At 69.4% G+C, this 22,744-nt stretch carries 14 protein-coding genes and 2 rRNA genes; 6 read left to right on the top strand and 10 right to left on the bottom strand.

Annotated features, from left to right (window positions below; translation table 11 throughout):
- Positions 1-22: 22 nt before the first annotated feature.
- Both UW392_RS42315 and UW392_RS42320 read right to left on the bottom strand, forming a co-directional pair.
- Positions 23-3,142 (bottom strand): 23S ribosomal RNA (locus UW392_RS42315).
- A 279-nt stretch (positions 3,143-3,421) separates the two neighbouring features.
- A 16S ribosomal RNA gene (locus UW392_RS42320) occupies positions 3,422-4,947 on the bottom strand.
- Together the 16S and 23S rRNA genes form the textbook arrangement of a ribosomal RNA operon.
- A gap of 558 nt (positions 4,948-5,505) precedes the next feature.
- Here UW392_RS42320 and UW392_RS42325 point away from each other — a divergent pair.
- Both UW392_RS42325 and ptsP read left to right on the top strand, forming a co-directional pair.
- Complete coding sequence (locus UW392_RS42325; RefSeq protein ID WP_320780612.1) at positions 5,506-5,958, top strand: PTS glucose transporter subunit IIA; 453 nt, start codon at positions 5,506-5,508, stop codon at positions 5,956-5,958.
- A gap of 78 nt (positions 5,959-6,036) precedes the next feature.
- Positions 6,037-7,707, top strand: a complete 1,671-nt coding sequence (gene ptsP / locus UW392_RS42330; RefSeq protein ID WP_320780613.1) for a phosphoenolpyruvate--protein phosphotransferase — start codon at positions 6,037-6,039, stop codon at positions 7,705-7,707.
- Positions 7,708-7,769: 62 nt separating this feature from the next.
- Here ptsP and UW392_RS42335 read toward each other — a convergent pair whose 3' ends face one another.
- Complete coding sequence (locus UW392_RS42335; protein ID WP_320780614.1) at positions 7,770-8,663, bottom strand: hypothetical protein; 894 nt, start codon at positions 8,661-8,663, stop codon at positions 7,770-7,772.
- 88 nt (positions 8,664-8,751) lie between these two features.
- The gene (locus UW392_RS42340; RefSeq protein ID WP_320780615.1) at positions 8,752-10,728 is read right to left on the bottom strand and encodes an acetoacetate--CoA ligase; all 1,977 of its coding nucleotides are present in this window, start codon (positions 10,726-10,728) and stop codon (positions 8,752-8,754) included.
- 223 nt (positions 10,729-10,951) lie between these two features.
- Here UW392_RS42340 and UW392_RS42345 point away from each other — a divergent pair, with 223 nt between their 5' ends.
- A complete protein-coding gene (locus UW392_RS42345) occupies positions 10,952-13,063 on the top strand; it encodes a TIM-barrel domain-containing protein (RefSeq protein WP_320780616.1) in 2,112 nt (703 codons plus the stop codon).
- 42 nt (positions 13,064-13,105) lie between these two features.
- Here the strand turns inward: UW392_RS42345 and UW392_RS42350 are convergent, their stop codons facing one another.
- Together UW392_RS42350 and UW392_RS42355 are read right to left on the bottom strand one after the other, a co-directional pair.
- A complete protein-coding gene (locus UW392_RS42350) occupies positions 13,106-13,642 on the bottom strand; it encodes an NUDIX domain-containing protein (protein WP_320780617.1) in 537 nt (178 codons plus the stop codon).
- A gap of 47 nt (positions 13,643-13,689) precedes the next feature.
- A complete protein-coding gene (locus UW392_RS42355) occupies positions 13,690-14,499 on the bottom strand; it encodes a M15 family metallopeptidase (RefSeq protein WP_320780618.1) in 810 nt (269 codons plus the stop codon).
- Between the two features lie 166 nt (positions 14,500-14,665).
- On the opposite strand from UW392_RS42355, the gene UW392_RS42360 reads away from it, so the two are divergent.
- The 3 genes from UW392_RS42360 (at position 14,666) to glpK (ending at position 18,477) form a co-directional block, all read left to right on the top strand.
- Positions 14,666-15,766, top strand: a complete 1,101-nt coding sequence (locus UW392_RS42360) for a class I SAM-dependent methyltransferase (RefSeq protein ID WP_320780619.1) — start codon at positions 14,666-14,668, stop codon at positions 15,764-15,766.
- A gap of 363 nt (positions 15,767-16,129) precedes the next feature.
- Entirely contained in the window at positions 16,130-16,879 is a 750-nt protein-coding gene (locus UW392_RS42365; RefSeq protein WP_320780620.1) for an MIP/aquaporin family protein, read from the top strand.
- A 77-nt stretch (positions 16,880-16,956) separates the two neighbouring features.
- The gene (gene glpK / locus UW392_RS42370) at positions 16,957-18,477 is read left to right on the top strand and encodes a glycerol kinase GlpK (protein ID WP_320780621.1); all 1,521 of its coding nucleotides are present in this window, start codon (positions 16,957-16,959) and stop codon (positions 18,475-18,477) included.
- 101 nt (positions 18,478-18,578) lie between these two features.
- Here glpK and UW392_RS42375 read toward each other — a convergent pair whose 3' ends face one another.
- From UW392_RS42375 to UW392_RS42390, 4 genes are read right to left on the bottom strand one after another with little or no spacing between them, the layout of a single operon-like run.
- Positions 18,579-19,184, bottom strand: coding sequence for a GTP-binding protein (locus UW392_RS42375; RefSeq protein WP_320780622.1), 606 nt, complete (start codon positions 19,182-19,184; stop codon positions 18,579-18,581).
- A gap of 43 nt (positions 19,185-19,227) precedes the next feature.
- Positions 19,228-19,623 carry a DUF742 domain-containing protein gene (locus UW392_RS42380; protein WP_320780623.1) on the bottom strand — a complete coding sequence of 132 codons (396 nt, stop codon included), beginning with the start codon at positions 19,621-19,623 and terminating at the stop codon, positions 19,228-19,230.
- 19 nt (positions 19,624-19,642) lie between these two features.
- Positions 19,643-20,074 carry a roadblock/LC7 domain-containing protein gene (locus UW392_RS42385; protein WP_320780624.1) on the bottom strand — a complete coding sequence of 144 codons (432 nt, stop codon included), beginning with the start codon at positions 20,072-20,074 and terminating at the stop codon, positions 19,643-19,645.
- Positions 20,071-22,611 carry a nitrate- and nitrite sensing domain-containing protein gene (locus tag UW392_RS42390; protein WP_320780625.1) on the bottom strand — a complete coding sequence of 847 codons (2,541 nt, stop codon included), beginning with the start codon at positions 22,609-22,611 and terminating at the stop codon, positions 20,071-20,073. Before UW392_RS42390 ends, UW392_RS42385 begins: the two co-directional genes overlap by 4 nt.
- Positions 22,612-22,744 lie beyond the last annotated feature (133 nt).

The raw sequence follows: 22,744 nt of genomic DNA on the forward strand, positions 1-22,744 counted from the left end.
AACACAGTGGACGCGAGCAACTGAGGACAAGCCCTCGGCCTATTAGTACCAGTCAACTCCACACCTTGCGGTGCTTCCATATCTGGCCTATCAACCCAGTCGTCTACTGGGAGCCTTACCCTCTCTAGGAGGTGGGAGTCCTCATCTCGAAGCAGGCTTCCCGCTTAGATGCTTTCAGCGGTTATCCCTCCCGAACGTAGCCAACCAGCCATGCCCTTGGCAGGACAACTGGCACACCAGAGGTTCGTCCGTCCCGGTCCTCTCGTACTAGGGACAGCCCTTCTCAAGACTCCTACGCGCACAGCGGATAGGGACCGAACTGTCTCACGACGTTCTAAACCCAGCTCGCGTACCGCTTTAATGGGCGAACAGCCCAACCCTTGGGACCGACTCCAGCCCCAGGATGCGACGAGCCGACATCGAGGTGCCAAACCATCCCGTCGATATGGACTCTTGGGGAAGATCAGCCTGTTATCCCCGGGGTACCTTTTATCCGTTGAGCGACGGCGCTTCCACAAGCCACCGCCGGATCACTAGTCCCGACTTTCGTCCCTGCTCGACCCGTCGGTCTCACAGTCAAGCTCCCTTGTGCACTTACACTCAACACCTGATTGCCAACCAGGCTGAGGGAACCTTTGGGCGCCTCCGTTACTCTTTAGGAGGCAACCGCCCCAGTTAAACTACCCATCAGACACTGTCCCTGATCCGGATCACGGACCCAGGTTAGACATCCAGCACGACCAGACTGGTATTTCAACGACGACTCCCACGACACTGGCGTGCCGCTTTCAAAGTCTCCCAGCTATCCTACACAAGCCGAACCGAACACCAATATCAAACTGTAGTAAAGGTCCCGGGGTCTTTCCGTCCTGCTGCGCGAAACGAGCATCTTTACTCGTAGTGCAATTTCACCGGGCCTATGGTTGAGACAGTCGAGAAGTCGTTACGCCATTCGTGCAGGTCGGAACTTACCCGACAAGGAATTTCGCTACCTTAGGATGGTTATAGTTACCACCGCCGTTTACTGGCGCTTAAGTTCTCAGCTTCGCACGCCCGAAAGCGCACTAACCGGTCCCCTTAACGTTCCAGCACCGGGCAGGCGTCAGTCCGTATACATCGCCTTACGGCTTCGCACGGACCTGTGTTTTTAGTAAACAGTCGCTTCTCGCTGGTCTCTGCGGCCACCCCCAGCTCTGGCAGCAAGTGCCGTCACCGGGTGTGGCCCCCCTTCTCCCGAAGTTACGGGGGCATTTTGCCGAGTTCCTTAACCATAGTTCACCCGAACGCCTCGGTATTCTCTACCTGACCACCTGAGTCGGTTTAGGGTACGGGCCGCCATGAAACTCGCTAGAGGCTTTTCTCGACAGCATAGGATCATCCACTTCACCACAATCGGCTCGGCATCAGGTCTCACCCACAAGTGCGACGGATTTACCTACCGCACGGGCTACACCCTTACCCCGGGACAACCACCGCCCGGGATGGACTACCTTCCTGCGTCACCCCATCACTCACCTACTACCAACTTGGGCCGGCGGCTCCACCACTTTCCTTTCCCCGAAGGGTCCGGAACGGCTTCACGGCCTTAGCATCACTGGATTCGATGTTTGACGCTTCACAGCGGGTACCGGAATATCAACCGGTTATCCATCGACTACGCCTGTCGGCCTCGCCTTAGGTCCCGACTTACCCTGGGCAGATCAGCTTGACCCAGGAACCCTTAGTCAATCGGCGCAAACGTTTCTCACGTTTGTATCGCTACTCATGCCTGCATTCTCACTCGTGAACCGTCCACAACTGCCTTCCGGCGCTGCTTCACCCGGCACACGACGCTCCCCTACCCATCACAGCGGGCGTTGGCCCTCATGCTGCAATGACACGACTTCGGCGGTACGCTTGAGCCCCGCTACATTGTCGGCGCGGAATCACTAGACCAGTGAGCTATTACGCACTCTTTCAAGGGTGGCTGCTTCTAAGCCAACCTCCTGGTTGTCTCTGCGACTCCACATCCTTTCCCACTTAGCGTACGCTTAGGGGCCTTAGTCGATGCTCTGGGCTGTTTCCCTCTCGACCATGGAGCTTATCCCCCACAGTCTCACTGCCGCGCTCTCACTTACCGGCATTCGGAGTTTGGCTAAGGTCAGTAACCCGGTAGGGCCCATCGCCTATCCAGTGCTCTACCTCCGGCAAGAAACACACGACGCTGCACCTAAATGCATTTCGGGGAGAACCAGCTATCACGGAGTTTGATTGGCCTTTCACCCCTAACCACAGGTCATCCCCCAGGTTTTCAACCCTGGTGGGTTCGGTCCTCCACGAAGTCTTACCTCCGCTTCAACCTGCCCATGGCTAGATCACTCCGCTTCGGGTCTTGAGCGTGCTACTCAAATCGCCCTGTTCGGACTCGCTTTCGCTACGGCTTCCCCACCCGGGTTAACCTCGCAACACACCGCAAACTCGCAGGCTCATTCTTCAAAAGGCACGCAGTCACGAGATGGAAGCAAGCTTCCATCCGACGCTCCCACGGCTTGTAGGCACACGGTTTCAGGTACTATTTCACTCCGCTCCCGCGGTACTTTTCACCATTCCCTCACGGTACTATCCGCTATCGGTCACCAGGGAATATTTAGGCTTAGCGGGTGGTCCCGCCAGATTCACACGGGATTTCTCGGGCCCCGTGCTACTTGGGAATCACTCCAACGAGCCGCTGACGTTTCGACTACGGGGGTCTTACCCTCTACGCCGGACCTTTCGCATGTCCTTCGCCTACATCAACGGTTTCTTACTCGTCCCACGGCCGGCAGACCGTGGAAGAGGATCCCACAACCCCGCATACGCAACCCCTGCCGGGTCTCACACGCATACGGTTTGGCCTCATCCGGTTTCGCTCGCCACTACTCCCGGAATCACGGTTGTTTTCTCTTCCTGCGGGTACTGAGATGTTTCACTTCCCCGCGTTCCCTCCACACTGCCTATGTGTTCAGCAGCGGGTGACAGCCCATGACGACTGCCGGGTTTCCCCATTCGGAAACCCCCGGATCAAAGCCTGGTTGACGACTCCCCGGGGACTATCGTGGCCTCCCACGTCCTTCATCGGTTCCTGGTGCCAAGGCATCCACCGTGCGCCCTTAAAAACTTGGCCACAGATGCTCGCGTCCACTGTGCAGTTCTCAAACAACGACCAACCACCCGTCACAACCCGCACAAGCGGATCTTCACCGGGGCCGGCAATGAGGTCGGGAACAAGCCCGTGCCCTCAGACACCCAACAGCGTGCCCGACACGAATCCCTCTCCGTGACCCACGTTCCACGCCGAAGCAGTACTAGTGATCCTTCAAGAAGACTCGCGCCGAGTAGTCAACGTTCCACCCATGAGCAACCGTGCAGATCATTCGTCTGCAGTCGGCCATGTGCTCCTTAGAAAGGAGGTGATCCAGCCGCACCTTCCGGTACGGCTACCTTGTTACGACTTCGTCCCAATCGCCAGTCCCACCTTCGACAGCTCCCTCCCACAAGGGGTTGGGCCACCGGCTTCGGGTGTTACCGACTTTCGTGACGTGACGGGCGGTGTGTACAAGGCCCGGGAACGTATTCACCGCAGCAATGCTGATCTGCGATTACTAGCAACTCCAACTTCATGGGGTCGAGTTGCAGACCCCAATCCGAACTGAGACAGGCTTTTTGAGATTCGCTCCACCTCGCGGTATCGCAGCTCATTGTACCTGCCATTGTAGCACGTGTGCAGCCCAAGACATAAGGGGCATGATGACTTGACGTCGTCCCCACCTTCCTCCGAGTTGACCCCGGCGGTCTCCTGTGAGTCCCCATCACCCCGAAGGGCATGCTGGCAACACAGAACAAGGGTTGCGCTCGTTGCGGGACTTAACCCAACATCTCACGACACGAGCTGACGACAGCCATGCACCACCTGTACACCGACCACAAGGGGGCGCCTGTCTCCAGACGTTTCCGGTGTATGTCAAGCCTTGGTAAGGTTCTTCGCGTTGCGTCGAATTAAGCCACATGCTCCGCTGCTTGTGCGGGCCCCCGTCAATTCCTTTGAGTTTTAGCCTTGCGGCCGTACTCCCCAGGCGGGGCACTTAATGCGTTAGCTGCGGCACGGACAACGTGGAATGTTGCCCACACCTAGTGCCCACCGTTTACGGCGTGGACTACCAGGGTATCTAATCCTGTTCGCTCCCCACGCTTTCGCTCCTCAGCGTCAGTATCGGCCCAGAGATCCGCCTTCGCCACCGGTGTTCCTCCTGATATCTGCGCATTTCACCGCTACACCAGGAATTCCGATCTCCCCTACCGAACTCTAGCCTGCCCGTATCGACTGCAGACCCGGGGTTAAGCCCCGGGCTTTCACAACCGACGCGACAAGCCGCCTACGAGCTCTTTACGCCCAATAATTCCGGACAACGCTTGCGCCCTACGTATTACCGCGGCTGCTGGCACGTAGTTAGCCGGCGCTTCTTCTGCAGGTACCGTCACTTTCGCTTCTTCCCTGCTGAAAGAGGTTTACAACCCGAAGGCCGTCATCCCTCACGCGGCGTCGCTGCATCAGGCTTTCGCCCATTGTGCAATATTCCCCACTGCTGCCTCCCGTAGGAGTCTGGGCCGTGTCTCAGTCCCAGTGTGGCCGGTCGCCCTCTCAGGCCGGCTACCCGTCGTCGCCTTGGTGAGCCACTACCTCACCAACAAGCTGATAGGCCGCGGGCTCATCCTGCACCGCCGGAGCTTTTAACCCCTCCCCATGCGAGGAGGAGTGTTATCCGGTATTAGACCCCGTTTCCAGGGCTTGTCCCAGAGTGCAGGGCAGATTGCCCACGTGTTACTCACCCGTTCGCCACTAATCCCCACCGAAGTGGTTCATCGTTCGACTTGCATGTGTTAAGCACGCCGCCAGCGTTCGTCCTGAGCCAGGATCAAACTCTCCGTGAATGTTTTCCCGTGATCGGGACGACACCACGAGAGCGGAACAGCCAGGCGGAATAAGCCCGGCCGTTCACAGCGTCCTCGCTGTGTTTTTTCAAAGGAACCTCGTCCCAGCGGATGCTGGAGACGGGGTATCAACATATCTGGCGTTGATTTTTGGCACGCTGTTGAGTTCTCAAGGAACGGACGCTTCCTTTGTACTCACCCGAGAGACTCTCTCAGGCTTTCCTCCGGGCGCTTCCCTTCGGTGTTTCCAACTCTATCAGTGTTTTTCCGTCTCCCTGACCGTCCTTCTGCAGGCACGCAGAAGTCCGCCCCGAAATGAGGACTGACAAGTTGGATGCTGCCGGGCAGTGACGCTGTTGGGCGTCGCTCATCCCTGGGCAGGTCTTCGACTGTACATGGGCGCCCGGAGCAGAGGCAAATCGTTTGGCCGCTGTCTTACGGCCGTCAACCGGTACGTCTCATGCGGAACCGGCAGTTCATATGTCATACGCTGCTCAACAGTGCGCCGTCCGGGACAGGCAGTGACGGCCCGTATGCATCTCCTCTGGGAGGTTTCCCATGACCACCGTGACGTCCCCCCTGACAGGGCGGGCCATCGGACTCGCCGCGGTGCCCGACCCCGTCTTCTCGGGAGCGATGGTAGGACCCGGCACGGCGATCGACCCCGTGCGGGAGGCCTCCGAGGCCCTCTCCCCCGTCGACGGCGTCATCGTCTCGCTCCATCCGCACGCCTTCGTCGTCGTCGACAGTGACGGCCACGGCGTACTGACGCATCTCGGCATCGACACCGTGCAGCTCAACGGTGAGGGCTTCGAGCTGTTGGCCAACAAGGGGGACACCGTGGCGCGCGGCCAGGCCGTCGTGCGCTGGAACCCCGCTGCCGTCGAAGCCGCGGGCAAGTCGCCCGTCTGCCCGGTCGTGGCGCTGGAGGCCACGGCCGACTCGCTCACCGGCCTTCGCGAGAACGGCGACGTACGGGCCGGCTACGACGAGCTGTTCGGCTGGCAGTGACCGCGGCGCCGTTCGACGCGGCCGGACGGACGACCAACGCGGTGGCTGGAGCCGCCGCACTATTCGGAGACGGGTGAGATGGAGACAACGCTGCGAGGCGTCGGCGTGAGCCACGGTGTGGCGATCGGCGAGGTACGGCACATGGGGACGGCGGTGCTGGAGCCGCCCGCGAAGCAGATATCCGGGGAGGACACCGAGCACGAGCAGGGGCGGGCCCACAAGGCGGTGGAAGCCGTGGCCGCCGATCTGACGGCCCGCGGCAATCTGGCGGGGGGAGAGGCGCAGGCCGTGCTGGAGGCCCAGGCCATGATGGCCCAGGACCCCGAGCTGATCGCCGACGTCGATCGGCGCATCACCGTCGGCAGCTCCGCCGAGCGCGCGGTGTACGACGCGTTCGCCGCCTACCGGGCACTGCTCGCGGGAGCGGGTGAGTACCTGGCGGGCCGGGTCGCCGACCTGGACGACGTGCGGAACCGTATCGTCGCCCGGCTGCTCGGGGTGCCCATGCCGGGAGTGCCCGACAGTGACGAGCCGTACGTCCTCATCGCCCGCGATCTGGCACCGGCCGACACGGCGCTGCTCGATCCGTCACTGGTCCTCGGTTTCGTCACCGAGGAGGGCGGACCCACCAGCCACAGCGCGATCCTGGCGCGGGCGCTCGGCGTGCCGGCCGTGGTCGCGCTGCCGGGCGCGGGCGAGCTGGCCGAGGGCACGGTGATCGCCGTGGACGGCAGCTCGGGTGAGGTCTTCGTGGACCCGAGTGCGGAGAAGAGGGCCGAGCTGGAGGCCGCGGCGGCGGAGCGCAGGGCGGCGCTGGCCGCGTCGTCCGGCCCGGGCGCCACCTCGGACGGGCACAAGGTGCCGCTGCTGGCCAATGTGGGCGGTCCCGCGGACGTACCGGCCGCCGTGGAGGCCGGGGCGGAGGGTGTGGGTCTGTTCCGCACCGAGTTCCTCTTCCTGGACGACAGCGGGAGCGCGCCCTCCGAGCAGAAGCAGTTCGAGGCGTACCGGCAGGTCCTGGAGGCGTTCCCCGAGGGACGTGTCGTCGTGCGGGTGCTGGACGCGGGGGCGGACAAGCCGCTGGACTTCCTGACGCCGGCCGACGAGCCGAACCCGGCGCTGGGTGTGCGCGGACTGCGGACGCTCCTCGATCACCCGGAGGTGCTGCGGACGCAGCTGACGGCGCTCGCGAAGGCCGCGGAAGGGCTGCCCGTGCACCTCGAGGTGATGGCACCCATGGTCGCGGACCGTACCGACGCCAGGGCCTTCGCGGACGCGTGCCGGGAGGCCGGGTTGCGGGCCAAGTTCGGCGCGATGGTGGAGATTCCGTCGGCCGCGCTGCGGGCGCGGTCCATCCTGCGGGAGGTCGAGTTCCTGTCCCTGGGCACCAATGACCTCGCGCAGTACACGTTCGCGGCGGACCGGCAGGTGGGCGCGGTGTCGCGGCTGCAGGACCCGTGGCAGCCCGCACTGCTCGACCTGGTGGCGCTGTCCGCCGGGGCGGCACAGGCCGAGGGCAAGAGCTGCGGTGTCTGTGGCGAGGCCGCGTCCGATCCGCTGCTGGCGTGCGTACTGACCGGTCTGGGCGTCACCTCCCTTTCCATGGGTGCGGCGTCGATCCCCTACGTACGGGCGGCGCTGGCGAAGTACACGCTGGACCAGTGCGAGCGTGCCGCGGCTGCCGCGCGGGCGGCGGACACCGCGGACGAGGCGCGCGACGCGGCTCAGGCGGTGCTGTCCGGCGAGTAGCCGTCGCCCAGTCGGCGTCCGGGGGCGCTCCACCTGAGGGTGGGGCGCCCCTGGCCGTACCGTCAGTGGGTGTGTCCGCCCTTCGTCGGTCCCTGGTCGTCGATGCTCGGTGGGGCGCAGTAGTCGACGCCCGACTCGGGAGAGACGAGGTCCCCGGACGCGGAGTCCGTGCAGTAGGCGTCGAAGACTTCCCCCGCGGTGAGGGGCACGAGTCCGTCCCCGCGCAGTTTCCAGCCGTAGACGCGGTCGGTCGTCCCGGAGCCGCTGGTGCGCATGACGAGGCCGCCGGCGCTCTGCGTGGCCAGGCCCACGGCCAGGACCGTGGTGAGTTCGAGCGTTCCGGTGTCGTCCGTGCGCCACGGTGCGCCGGGGCCCTCGGACCGCAGGGCCGCGGTGAGTGGCTGGGAGGCGGCGGAGACGGTGCACACGAGGTGGTGCTCGCCGGGTCCCACCGCGTCGAGGATGCGGGTGAGCAGTTCCGTGGCGTGGGTGAAGGCGGCTCGTCCGATGTCCTCGCCGCACGAGGCGCAGGCGCCGATGCCTGCCAGGAGGGTGGCCGCGTACTGCCAGGTGGCCTGGCGGACCGCCTCGTCGACCAGGTCGGGGACGAGTTCGTCGAAGGGCTGGCCCTCGTACGGCACGCTGGGGCCGGTCGCGGCCAGCTCGGCGGTGTACCGGGTGCGGCTGGCCGGGGTGTCGGGTTCGAGGCCGGTCTCGGCGCAGAACTCCGCGTACTCCTCGGGGTCGAAGAGGGCGACCGTGGTGTGGCTGCCCTGGGCGGAGAGGGTCCTGAGCAGCGCTTCGACCTGTCGCAGATAGGTCGTGTGGTCGTCGAACGTGAAGGTGCGGTAGCGCCGCATCGCCGTGAAGTCGTGCTCGTCGGCCAGCAGGCCGATGGTGCCGGCGATCTCGCGGCGCAGGACGCGTCGCATGGTCGGTTGCTGGGTGTGCGGCATGGTTCCCCCTGTGCGCAGCGGTCGATCAATGCTCACTCACCGTAACCGGCGGCACTGACAGTGCCCGGCGAGCGGGGGAAATGCCAGGTCAACGACGTTTGTGTGCCAACTCCTCGTAGAAGCGCAGCAGGTCGAGGTCGTCGACGGAGCCCGGGTTGACGGCCTTCTCGAGCGGGCTGCCCTGGAGGAGGCGTTTCACCGGGACCTCGATGCGTTTGCCGGTCAGGGTGTGCGGGATGCCGGGGACCTCGATGATCTCGTCGGGCACGTGCCGTGGGGAGAGCTCTTCGCGGAGGGTGTGCCTCACACGGTGCCGCAGTGCTTCGTCCAGGACCGCGCCGGGGGCGAGCTGGACGAACAGGGGCATCCAGTAGCCGCCGTCGGGTTCCTCGACGCCGATGACGAGGGACTCCTTGATCTCGGGGAGGCGCTCGACGGCTTCGTAGATGTCCGCCGAGCCCATGCGGACGCCCTGGCGGTTGAGCGTGGAGTCGGAGCGGCCGTGGATGACGACGGAACCGCGGGAGGTGACGGTGATCCAGTCGCCGTGGCGCCAGACTCCGGGGTAGGTGTCGAAGTAGCTGTCGTGGTAGCGGCTGCCGTCGGGGTCGTTCCAGAAGCGGATCGGCATGGACGGCATGGGGTTGGTGACGACGAGCTCACCGACCTCGTCGACGAGCGGCTCGCCGTTCGGGTCCCAGGAGCGCAGGTCGGTGCCGAGGCTCGGGGCCTGGAGTTCACCGATGTGCACGGGGAGGGTGGGGACGGCTCCCGCGAAGCAGGAACACACGTCGGTGCCGCCGCTGACGGAGGCGATCCACAGGTCCGCCCCGCTCTCCGCGAACTCGTCGTGCAGCCACCGGAAGCCGTCGGGCGGCAGGGGGGAACCCGTGGTGCCGACGCAGCGCACGCGGGAGAGGTCGTGGTCGCGTGCCGGGCGGATGCCGGCCTTGCGGCAGGCCATGACGTACGCGGCGGAGGTGCCGAAGAGGGTGGCGCCGGTGCGTTCGGCGACGCGCCACTGGGCGCCCGTGTCGGGGTGGCCGGGGCTGCCGTCGTAGAGGACGACCGTGGCGCCCGTGAGCAGGCCGGAGACTAGGAAGTTCCACATCATCCAGCCGGTGGACGTGTACCAGAAGAAGCGGTCCCCGGGGCCCAGGTCGCAGTGCAGGCCGAGTTGTTTGAGGTGCTCGACGAGGATGCCGCCCTGGGACTGGACGATGGCCTTGGGAAGGCCGGTGGTGCCGGAGGAGTACAGGACCCACAGGGGGTGGTCGAACGGGACCTGTTCGAAGACGGGGTCGGTGTCCGCGGAGGTCAGGGCGGACCAGTGCAGGGCCCCCTCGGGAGCTTCGGTGCCGAGCAGCGGGACGTGGACGACGGCGCGGAGGGTGGGGAGGGCGCGGCGGAGTTCCGCGACGGTGTCCCGGCGGTCGTGCACCTTGCCGCCGTAGCGGTAGCCGTCGACGGTGAACAGGACGACGGGTTCCACCTGCTGGAAGCGGTCGAGGACGCTGCGGGCGCCGAAGTCGGGGGCGCAGGACGTCCAGACACCGCCCACGGCGGCCGTGGCGAGGAGGGCGACGACGGCCTGCGGGATGTTCGGGAGGTAGCCGCTGACGCGGTCTCCCGGCCGTACGCCGAGGGCACGCAGTTCGTCGGCGAGGGAGCCCACTTGGCGGCGCAGTTCGGACCAGGTGACCGGGCGTGGCTCGTGGGTCTCGTCGACGTACAGGAGGGCTGGTTCGCCGGCGCGGGTGTCCGCGGCGCGCAGGGCGTGCTCGGCGTAGTTGAGGGTCGCCCCGGGGAACCATCGGGCCCCCGGCATGGAGCGGTCGCCCAGTACGCGCGCGTAGGGGGTGGAGAACCGTACTTCGAACCATTCCGAGACGGCCTGCCAGAAGGTGTCCAGTTGCTCCACGGACCAGCGGTGCAGGGCCGCGTAACCACCCTCGGCCGGTGCTCCGTGGTGCGCGGCGGCCCAGGCCTGGAACCGGGTGATCTGCGCCCGGGCGACGCTCTCCGGGTCGGGCTGCCAGAGCGGCGAGGGGTTCGCTGGGGTCATGGGGCGGCTCCCGGACTGTACGCGGCGTGTGCGTGGGGCGCGCACGGGCTGGGGTGTGCGCGTGACGCGGCTGACAGGGACGATGCCACGTGATCGATTGGTGCACCAGGGTGCGGCGCTCTTCGTCCGCGCTGGTCGGCGCCGTGCGGATGTCCTCCGGCCATGGGTGAACGGCAGTTGAACGACTCACGCTTCCCGGCCGGTCAGTGGCAGGGTGACCGGCATGGAAGCTCGTGACCTGGTGCGTTCGGTGAAAGCGGTCGGTTCGGCAGGGGCTGCGCAGGGCCTGCGCGTCGTGCGGGCGGCGTGGCGCAGGCGGCGCACGGCCGCCGGACCGTCCGGACGGGGCGCGGAGCGTGCCCGGGTGCCCGGTCAGGTGCGGGGGGCGGAACCGGGTCCGGGCGGCGGGGTCGTCCGGTTCGCGCGCTCGGAGCTGCGGGTCACCGTGGCCGTGAACGGCGCCGTCTTCTGGAGCTGGGACGGCGCCGGGCCGGAGCCGTCGTACGCCCTGGCGGGCCGTCGCCCCGAGCCGGATCCGCGGGCCGTCCTGGAGCCCGACACGGACGGCGGGTGGCGGGTGGTGGCCGAGCGCGTCACGGTCGTCGTGTCGCGGCACGGCGCCGTCGAGGTGCGGACGCCGGGCGGGGTGACCCTGCGCCGGGACCTGCCGCCCCGCTGGTGGGAGCCGGCCGGCGGGGGCGCGGCGCGCTGGATGCAGCGCGCCGAGGTGGCCGCGGACGCGCGGTTCTTCGGGCTGGGCGGGCGGACGGCGGGGCCGCGGCTGCGGGCCGGGACGTACCGCCTGGGGAACACCGCTCCCGGGCACGCGTTCGTGCCGGGCGACGATCCGCTCCCCCTCGGCATGCCGGTGCACATGGTGGTGGCCGACGCGGGGACCCATCTGGTGTTCCACGACACCCCGTGGGACGGCACGGTGACGCTGCGGGAGGGCGAGGAGGGCGCCGGCTCCGGGCACGACCGGGCGGGGACGGCGGAGACGCGGATGGCCGGTGGTCCGCTGCGCTGCTGGGTGGTGGTGGGGCCTCCCGCGCGCGTGCTGCACACCTGGGCCGCGCTCACCGGGGCACCGGTGCCGCCACCGGTCTGGGCGCTGGGGCACCACCACGCGCTGCCGGGGGCGGTGGACGAGCGGGAGGTGCGGCGGACCGTCGCGGGCCATCGGGAGCACGGTCTGCCGCTCGACGCGCTCCACCTCGGTACGGGCGGCTGCGGCGCGGACCGGATGTCCGCGGGCGGCGAGGAGTGTTCGGCCGCGCTGCCGGTGCTCGCCGAGGAGCTGCGCCGGGGCGGGGTCCGGCTCGTCGCCGTCGTTCCTCCGGCGGTCGCGGCGCAGCCGGTGCTCCCGGAGGGCCGGGGAGGTGACCATCGCGAGGCGCACGACGTGTACGCGTGGTACGTGGCGCACGACGGGGCCGAGGGGACCCGGGAACGCGCGCCTCTTGAGCGGCCGTTCCTCCTGTCCCGGACGGGCCGGGCCGGTTTGCAGCGCCACGGGGGCGCTTGGCTAGGGGAGGTGGCGACGGGGTGGCCGGGGCTGCGGGCGTCGTTGTCCTCGGTGCTCGGCCTCGGGCTGTGCGGAGTGCCGTACTCGGGTTCCGACGTCGGCGGTGCCGACGGACGTCCGTCGCCGGAGCTTTACCTGCGGTGGCTGCAGATGGGCGCGTACCTGCCGCTGTTCCGGACGCGCGCCGGTTCTGCCGCGGGCGGCGGGGAGCTGTGGGAGCTCGGGGACGAGGTGCTGCCCCACGCGCGTGGGGCACTGCTCGAGCGGCGGCGGCTGCTGCCGTACTTCCTGACGCTGGCGCAGCTGGCGCGCCGGACGGGGGCGCCCTACGTGCGGCCGCTGTGGTGGGGCTCGCCCGAGGACCGGGCGCTGCGCGACTGCGAGGACGCCTTCCTGCTCGGTGACTGCCTGCTGGTGGCTCCGGTGCTGGAACCGGCCGTGCGCCGGCGCGTGGTGCGGCTGCCGCGGGGGCGGTGGTACGACACGGTGACCGAGGAGCCGTACGAGGGGCCCGGCCGGGTGCTGGTCGAGGCGCCGTCGTCGCGGATACCGGTGCTCGCGCGCGCGGGCGCCGTGCTGCCGGTCCGGGGCGCGGACGGTGGCCTGGAGTTGGAGGTGTGGGCGCCCGCGCGCGGGCGTACGGGGGGCGGGACCGTGGTGCACGACACGGGTGACGGCAACGGCGAGCCGGCGGTGGAACGCTATGTGTCCCGGTGGCGCAAGCGCGCGGTGGTCGTGGAGCGGGCCGGTGACGGCGGGCCGGGCGGGCCGCCGTACCCCGTACGGATCCGCGGTCTCGCCCGGCCGTGAGGGCCTGCCCCGCGGGCCCGTGGACCCGCCCCGGCCGTGGGTTCAGCCGTACCGGCCCTCGAAGAAGGCCCGTACGGCCATGGTGTGCAGGGGGAAGGCGAGTTCGGCCGGTCCGCGCAGCAGGTGCCACCCCTCCGTCTCGTCCGTCTCCGCGGACGGGGGCAGGTCGTCGGCCGGTCGCTGCGGGAGGAGGCCGAAGAGCAGCAGGTGTCCGTCGGGCGAGCTCATCGCGTCGGCGAGGCGGACGTCGTCCGCGGCGGCGTGGATGCCGGTCTCCTCCGCGAGTTCGCGGACGACGGCCTCGCGCCAGTCCTCCCGGTGGTCGATGAACCCCCCGGGCAGGGCCGTGCCCCCGCGCGCGGGTGCGATGGTGCGGGTGATGGCGACCAGCGAGGTACCGCGGGTGTCGTGCACGGGCAGCAGGGCCACCGCCACGGGCAGGGGGTTGCGGTAGGCGGCCGTGTGGCAGACCGCGCAGGTGCGGGGCCAGCCGGAGACGCCCTCTCCGTAGGGTGCGCCGCAGCTCGAACAGTGGCTGCCGGGCGCGGGGTGGACGGTGGTGGGTGCGGTCGCGGACACGCGGCGGACTGTAGCCGATCACGTCGGGAACGTCCCCCGCGGGCAGCTCAGGAGGCGGGTGTCAGGGACTTCCTGGAGACCGGGAAGTCGAAGTAGGTGTCCGGGTAGGGCTCCGGCCCGTAGGTGAAGTGCCACCACTCCTCGGGGTAGTCGACGAATCCCACGCCCTCCAGGGTCTCCTTCAGGAACTGCCGGTCGGCGCGCTGGGCGGCGCCGACGCGGGGGTCGTCGGTGTGGGAGAGGGTGTCGAAGCAGTCGTACCCCGTTCCCATGTCCACGGAGTTGTCCGGGAAGCGCTCGTGGCGGGGTGCGTAGCAGGGCACGAGGGGTTCACCTGGCACGTACGGGCGGGTCGGCCGGGCGGGGAGCCGCACCAGGGTGAGGTCGACCGTGGAGCCGCGGCTGTGGCCGGACCTCTCCGCGATGTAGCCGTCGGCGAACAGGCGGGGCTTGTCGACGCGGGGGTAGAACTCGGCCTTCGTCCGCTCGTCGTCGAGGTCCTGGGCCCAGCGGACGAAGTGGTCCACCGCGCGCTGCGGGCGGTAGCAGTCGTACACCTTGAGCGTGTAGCCCCGTTGCAGGAGCTTGCGCTGGGCCTGGTGGAGGGCTTCGGCGGCGGGGCGGGTGAGGACGCACAGGGGCTGCCGGTAGCCGTCCACGCGCTCGCCGACGAAGTTGTGCGCGGTGGCGTAGCGGATGTCGTGGAGGATCGTCGGGTCCACGCTCCGCAGCGGGACGAAGTCCTCGGGCGCCGTGGGCTCGGGGCCGGCTCCGGCCGGTGCGGCCGTCGTGGTCAGGGCGAGCAGGGACGCGGCGGTGACGAGCAGGGCGCGCAGCCGGGTCGGGAGTGTCGTCATGTTCCTTGATGTACCAGCCGAGGGGCCACCGCGGCAGGGGATCGCGTGCGGGGGCGCCCGGATCCGGGCCGGACCGTCGCGGCCGGCTCTCGCGTGCCGTACGGCGGTGTGGGACGGTGTCAGGACCGAACCGTCGTGCGGACTTCGCGTACGGGAGGTCTCGATCATGGCCGACGCAGCGGAGCGCGTCCCGGACGCCGGAGTGCTGGCGGAGGAGATCTTCGACGGGCTGCGTGCCGCGATGGAGGTCTTCGCCGTCGACGTGGGGGTCCGTCGGGGCCTGTACGAGGCACTGGCCTCGCACGGCTCCATGACGGCACGGGAGTTGTCGAGGACGGCCGGTGTCCACGCCCGGTACGCGCGCGAGTGGCTGGAGCAGCAGGCCGTGGCCGGCGTCCTGGCCGTCTCGGGGCCGCCTTCCGGCGACGACGTCTACGAGCGGCGGTTCGCGCTTCCCGCGGAGCACGCGCGCGTGCTGGTGGACCGCGACGACCCGCTGTTCCTGGGGACGGGCCCGCAGTTCGTCGTCTCGATCGCCGGGGTGCTGCCCGAGCTGCTGGAGGCGTTCGGTACGGGTGCGGGCGTGCCGTACGAGCGGTACGGCCGGGGCACCCGTGAGGGCATCGCGGGGCTGAACCGGCCCCTGTACCGGCCGGAGACGGTGCGTTCCTGGGTGGCCGCCCTGCCGGACGTGCACGGGCGGCTCGCGGGCGGGCCCGGTGGCCGGGTGCTGGACCTGGGCTGCGGGCTGGGCTGGTCGACGATCGCCCTGGCCCGCGCCTTCCCCGCCGCGCGGCTCACCGGGATCGATCTGGACGACGCCTCCGTGGAGCAGGCCCGGCGCAACGCCCGGGAGGCCGGGCTGGGCGAGCGGGTGTCGTTCGTGCGTACCGATGCCGCGGGGGTCCGCGGGGGCGGTTCCGTGGACCTGGTGACGGTGTTCGAGGCGCTGCACGACATGGCCGACCCGGTCGGTGCGCTGGTGTCGGTGCGCCGGCTGCTGTCCCCTTCGGGTGCCGTGCTCGTCGCGGACGAGAAGGTGAGCGAGGAGTTCACCGCTCCGGGGCCGGAGCTGGACCGCGTCAACTACGCGTTCAGCGTGCTGCACTGCCTGCCGGCCACGCGCGCGGAGGGTGCCCGGGTGGAGGCGGGCACGGTGCTGCGGCCGGACATGGTGCGCGGGTACGCGCGCGGGGCGGGGTACGGCACGGTCGAGGTGCTCGACATCGAGCACGACCTGTGGCGTTTCTACCGGATCAGTCCCTGAGGGGGCGTTTCCAGCGGTTCAGCCCCCGAGAGCCCTGGAACTCCCCACCGTCACCCGCGACCTTGACGCTCCCTGAGCGGAGGCCGACACTTCCGGTGTCAGTCGACATCGCCGCATTCGGGTGGCTTTGCGCACCATGTGCACCGGGCCACTCGGGCATCCCGTCCGCGTCACCGCGTCACGGGCCTCTCCCACGGGCGATCCGGCTGCGACGGCACGCTCGTCAGGGACGCCGGGCGCGGCGCGGGCCCCTTCCCTGCACGCGGCTGGTCCCGGCCGGACCGGAGCAGCCGCGGGAGACGCACCCCGCACGGAGGGGCCGGGGGCGACCGCCCCGGCCGAGGCCACGGCCCAGGAGCCGCCATGAGCAACGGCAACATCTTCGTCGGTGAGGTCATCGGTACCGCGATCCTGATCCTCTTCGGCGCCGGTGTGTGCGCCGCCGTCACCCTGAGGTACTCCAAGGCCCGCGCCGCCGGCTGGACCGTCATCGCGTTCGGCTGGGGCTTCGGTGTGCTGGCGGGCGCGTACACCGCCGCGCCCTTGTCGGGCGGTCAGCTCAACCCGGCCGTCACCCTCGGCATCGCCGTCGACACCGGGCTGTGGGGCAAGGTCTGGGTCTACCTGCTGGGCCAACTGGTCGGCGCGATGCTGGGCGCGGTCCTCGCGTACCTGGTCTACTGCGCCCAGTTCCGGGCCAACGTCCGTGACACCGGCACCACCGAGGGCACCACGGACGAGCCGGTGCCGACCATCGGCATCTTCTCCACCGTGCCGGAGATCCGGAACCCGGTCGCCAACCTCATGACCGAGATCATCGCGACGACGGCCCTGGTGCTGCCGATCCTCGCCTTCGGACTCACCGACGGACTCGGCGAGTCGGGCACGCTGGTGCTGATCGTGTCCCTGCTGGTCGTCGGCATCGGCCTCTCCCTCGGCGGGCCCACCGGCTACGCGATCAACCCGGCGCGCGATCTGGGGCCGCGCATCGTGCACACGTTCCTGCCGATCCCGCACAAGGGCAGCTCCGACTGGGGGTACGCCTGGATCCCGGTCGCCGGCCCGCTGATCGGAGGGGTCCTCGCGGGCCTCGTCTACAACGCAGCCTTCTGACGCACTCGACGCAACTGACATATCCGACGTATCTGACGTGATCGACGCATCTGATGTATCTGACGTAAGGGGACGTCATGCCGGACACAGCTCAGCGTTACGTCGCCGCGATCGACCAGGGCACCACCTCCAGCCGCTGCATCATCTTCGGCTCGGACGGCGGGATCGTCGCGGTCGACCAGCGCGAGCACCGCCAGATCTTCCCCAAGCCGGGCTGGGTGGAGCACGACGCCACCGAGATCTGGTCGAAGGTGCAGGCGGTGGTCGCTGGGGCGCTCGCCAAGGCCGGCCTGCGCGCCGGGCAGCTCAGCGCGCTCGGCATCACCAACCAGCGGGAGACGACGGTCCTGTGGGACCGCGCGACGGGCAAGCCCGTGCACAACGCGATCGTCTGGCAGGACACCCGCACCTCCGCGCTCTGCGGCGAACTGGGCGGCGCGGACGGGCAGGACCGTTTCCGCGGGCGCACCGGGCTGCCGCTGGCGAGCTACTTCTCCGGACCGAAGGCGGTCTGGCTGCTGGACAACGTGCCGGGCCTCAGGGCCCGCGCCGAGCGCGGCGAGATCGCCTTCGGCACGATCGACTCCTGGCTGATCTGGAACCTCACCGGCGGGACCGACGGCGGGCGCCACGTCACCGACGTCACCAACGCCTCACGCACCATGCTGATGAACCTGGAGACCCTCCAGTGGGACTCCTCGGTCCTCTCCGCGATGAACGTGCCGGAGGCGGTCCTGCCGGAGATCCGGTCCTCCGCCGAGGTGTACGGCACCGCCGTCGGCCGGCTCGCGGGCGTGCCGGTCGCGTCGGCGCTCGGCGACCAGCAGGCGGCGGTGTTCGGCCAGGCCTGCTACGACGTGGGCACGGCGAAGAACACGTACGGGACCGGCAGCTTCCTGCTGCTCAACACGGGCCGCCGGCCGGTGCCGTCGAAGAACGGGCTGGTCACCACCCTGGGTTACAAGATCGGCGACGAGGCCCCCGTGTACTGCCTGGAGGGGTCGATCGCGATCACGGGCGCCCTGGTGCAGTGGTTCCGCGACCAGCTCGGCATCATCCGCAGCGCGGACGAGATCGAGCCCCTGGCGGCGAGCGTCGACGACAACGGCGGCGCGTACATCGTGCCCGCGTTCTCCGGTCTGTTCGCGCCCTACTGGCGGTCGGACGCGCGCGGGGTCGTCACCGGGCTCACGCGGTACGTCACGAAGGCGCACCTCGCGCGGGCGGTGCTGGAGGCGACGAGCTGGCAGGTGCGGGAGGTCGTGGACGCCATGTTCCAGGACTCGGGGGTGCGGATCACCACCCTCAAGGTCGACGGCGGCATGACCGGGAACAACCTGCTGATGCAGCACCAGGCGGACGTCCTGGACGTGCCGGTGATCCGTCCGAAGGTCGCGGAGACGACCTGTCTGGGGGCCGCGTACGCGGCCGGGCTCGCCACCGGCGTCTGGCACGACCTCGACGAACTGAAGTCGCACTGGCAGCGGGACGCGGAATGGACGCCGTCCATGGAACCGTCCGTCCGCGACCGTGAGTACCGCAACTGGCACCGGGCGGTGGAGCGGAGCTTCGGCTGGCACGAGGAGGACGCCGGCTGAGGGCGCCGGCTGAGGACACGCACGCGCGCGCGTGCCGGTGTGCCGCGGCCCGTACCCCCGCCGGTTCCGCCGCCGACGGGTGTACGGGCCGCGGACCCGCGTCAGCCGGTGCTGCTCCGCTCGCGCCCGGCCGCGTGGGCCATGGCGTGCCGTACGACCGCGACGAGGACCTCCTTGACGGACTCCCGCTCGCGGGCGTCGCACAGGAGGATCGGCACCTCGGGGCCGAGGTCGAGCGCCTGACGGACGTCCTCGGCGGGGTACCGGGCCGCGTCCTCGAAGCAGTTGACGCCGATCACGAAGGGGACGGACAGCCGCTCGAAGTAGTCCACCGCGGCGAAGCAGTCCTCCAGGCGGCGGGTGTCGACGAGCACGACCGCCCCCAGGGCGCCGGTCGAGAGCTCGTCCCACATGAACCAGAACCGGTGCTGACCGGGGGTGCCGAAGAGGTAGAGCACGAGGTCCTCGCGGAGCGTGATGCGCCCGAAGTCCATCGCCACGGTCGTGGTGTGCTTGTCCTCCACACCGGTGGTGTCGTCGACCGGGCGGCCCGCCTCGGTGAGCAGCTCCTCGGTGCGCAGCGGTTTGATCTCGCTGACCGCGCCGACGCAGGTCGTCTTGCCCACGCCGAAACCGCCGGCCACCAGGATCTTGAGCGTGACGGGCTCGACCGGGGCTCTGCCGCGTACGGAACGCCCGAAGATCATCGGTTTCTTCCTCTGTTTGTCGGTGACCGGACGGCTGCGCCGTTCAGAGCGCCCGGAGGCCGTTGATCACGTCGCGCAGGATGTTCTCGTCCACCAGCTCCGCGGGCGGTACGGGACGGTTCACGTGGACCAGTCGTTCGTCCACGAGATCGCCCACGAGGACGCGTACCACTCCGACGGGCAGGTCGAGTTCCGCGGCGAGCTCCGCCACCGACTGCGGGGAGTCGTGGCAGAGCCCGACGATGGTCAGGTGCTCCGGGGAGAGCGAGTGGTCCGCCTCCGGGTCGTCCGCGTCCGGTTCCGCCACGACCAGCGCTATCAGGTCCAGTCGGTGCTGGACCGCATGGCTGGTGCGGCCCCGCGTCATGGCGTACGGACGGACCACCGGTCCGGCCTCGTCGTCGAACCAGTGGTCGTTGCCCTGACCGTCTCCGCTCATGTCACCCCACTACCCGCCTTCAGGGCACATCGGTGCGCGGAGCGGCGCCCAGGTGCACGCCGACCCGCTTCACCAGCAGCGTCATTTCGTAGGCGACCTGCCCGACATCGGATTCCGCGTCCGCCAGGACGGCCAGGCAGCTGCCGTCACCGGCGGCCGTGACGAACAGGAAGGCGTCGTCGAGCTCGACGATCGTCTGCCGGACGCTGCCCGCCTCGAAGTGGCGGCCGACGCCCTTGGCGAGACTGTGGAAGCCGGAGGAGACGGCCGCCAGGTGCTCGCTGTCCTCGCGGGTCAGGTCCGCGGAGACACCCGTGGGCAGTCCGTCGCTGGACAGCACGAGCGCCTTGCGGATGCTGGCGACGCGTTCCACCAGGTCGTCGAGGAGCCAGTTCAGCTCCTTGGACTCCGTGCCGGCGGCGGTGGGCGCTGGGACCTTCGGTGCGGTCATCGACCGTCCCCCTTGTTCGTTCCTCGTGCTGGTGCTGTGCCGTCTGTGCTGTCCGCGCCGTCGTGGGCCCGGCCGCCCACGGCGTTCTCCTCACGGCCGCGCTGCCAGCCCCGCTGGAGCGAGGCCATCCGGCTGCGCACCTGGTCGGCGTCGCGGTCGGCGAGGACCTCCTGTTCCCGGCGGGCCAGGTCGCGCTCCGCGTGCCGTGCGGCTCCGTCCCTCAACTGCGGGGCCAGGCTGGCCTGCCGGACGCGGCGGGGCAGCGGGTTGCCCTGCGATTCTGCCTCGTCCGTCCCGTCGTGCCCGCGCGGGGTGTCCTGCGGTGCGGGGTCCGACGGGCTCGTACGGCGACGCCTGGGCAGGTTGGGCAGGTCCGGAGACGGCTCATGAGCGCCACCGCGGGGGGCTGTTCCGGGCCCACCACCGCGGAGGGCTGTTCCGCGCTCGACGGGCGCCGGTTCGTGCCCCTGCGGGGTCTCCTCGCCGCCGCGCCCTGCATCGTCCGTCACGGGGCGCCCGTGCGAGCTGACGAGCTTGGGCGTCCGGCGCCTGGGCAGCGCTACGGGCTCCTCGGCGCCGTCCTGCGGCGAGCGCGCGCGGTCGAGGCGGAAGCCGGTGCCGTTGGTGTCGGGGACGTCGTCGGTGAGCAGCGCGTCCGGGAGGAAAACGACGGCCGTGGTGCCGCCGTACGGCGAGGGCTGAAGGGAGACGCGGACGTTCTGCCGCTGGGCGAGCCGGCCGACCACGAACAGTCCGAGCCGGTCGGTGTCGGACAGTTCGAACTCGGGGGTCTCGGCGAGCCGCAGATTGGCGTCGAGGAGGGCCTCGGCCGACATGCCGAGGCCGCGGTCGTGGATCTCCAGGGTGAAGCCGTTGGCGACCCGCTCGCCCCGTACCTGGACGGGCGTGTGCGGCGGGGAGAACACCGTGGCGTTCTCCAGCAGTTCGGCCACGAGGTGGGTCAGGTCGGCGACCGCCGGGCCGGTGACCGCCAGCCGGGGCAGCCGTCGGACCTCGATGCGCTCGTAGTCCTCGACCTCGGCGACGGCCGCCCGTACGACGTCCATCAGCTGGACCGGCTTGCGCCACTGCCGGGAGGGCGCGGCGCCGGAGAGGATGACGAGGCCCTCGGCGTGGCGCCGCATGCGCGTGGTCAGGTGGTCGAGGCGGAAGAGGTCGGCGAGTTCCTCGGTGTCCTCGGTGCGGCGCTCCATCGTGTCGAGCAGGGTGAGCTGCTTGTGCAGCAGGACCTGGCTGCGGCGGGCGAGGTTGACGAAGACCTGGGATATGCCGTCGCGCAGTTCGGACTGCCGGACGGCGGCCTCGACGGCGGAGCGCTGGAGGGTGTTGACGGCCTGGCCGACCGCGCCGATCTCGGTCCTGTCGTACGTGAGGCGCGGGGCCTCGGTCTCCACGTCGACCTTCTCGCCCGCGGACAGGCGGCGTATCACGCCGGGCAGCCGGACCTCGGCCGCCTCATGGGCCTCCTGGCGCAGCCGGAGCAGGTCCCGCACGTGGGACCGGCCGATGCGTACGGACAGGTAGAGCGAGACCAGGACGGCGACGAGGCCGAGGACGCCGGGGACGACGGCCTTGGCGACGACGGAGACGACGAGGGGGCGGACGCGCTCCTGGAAGCGCTCGCCCGCCTGGACGCCCAGGTCGGCGAGTTCGTCGAGCACCTGCCCGGCCGCGGTGTCCCAGCTCCTCGCGGTGACACCGGCGGGTGCGCCGGCGTCGGAGTCGAGGTCGGATTCGACGACGGCCTGCTCGGCGGTGCGCAGGGGGGCGGTTCCCGCGTTCGCCCAGTAGCGCTCGAAGCGTTCACGTTCCGCGGCGGGCAGCAGCGGCAGGTTGACCTCGTACAGCAGCGTGCGCTGGGCCACCAGGTCGGACACGGCGCGGGCCTCGTCGCGGGTGAGCCGGCCGGACACCAGGGCGGAACCGAGGAGGGCGTCCTCCCGGGAGAGCAGCTCCCGCGCGCGGGCGACGTTGACCAGGGCGCGGCCCTGCTTGTCCAGCTCCACGTCGTCGAGCGTCTGGAGGTCGCCCAGCAGCGAGAACGCCGGATCCACCAGGCGGTTGTAGAGGTCGAGGGCCTGGGAGACGTTGAGCGTGCCCTCCTCGACGCTGCCACGCAGGGACGGCAGGCCGTCGAGGGCGTCCAGCAGCGCGGTGAGGCGGGCGGCGGTCCCCTGGCCCATCCCGTCCCGCACCCCGTCGTCCGCGGCGCTGCGGCGGACCTTGGCCACGGCCGTGTCGGTGGCGGCCCGGCTGCGCCGCAGGGCGGCCGACGCGTCGGAGGCGCGGGGATCGGCGAGGTGGACGAGGGTCTGGCGGCGCTCCTCCTGGAGCACCTGCACGGCGTCCTCCGTCGGGAAACCGATCTCCTCGACGATGTGCGACACCTCGAAGAGCCGGTTCGCGTCGCGGACGGTGAGGAAGGTGGCGAAGCCCCAGATCGCGGTCAGGGACAGCAGGGGGACGAGCAGCAGCGCCACGATCTTCCTGCGGATGGATTTCCCGCGAAAGCGCATGGCCTCCCCCAGCTCGGTCCCACCCGCAACGGGGGACACATGTGCGTCAACAAACGGCGTGAGCCTACTACCGGAACACAGGTAACTCGAAGGGACGTCCAGGCCCACGACGCCCCGTCAGGGAACCGGACAG

The organism is Streptomyces sp. CRN 30, from assembly GCF_034105845.1.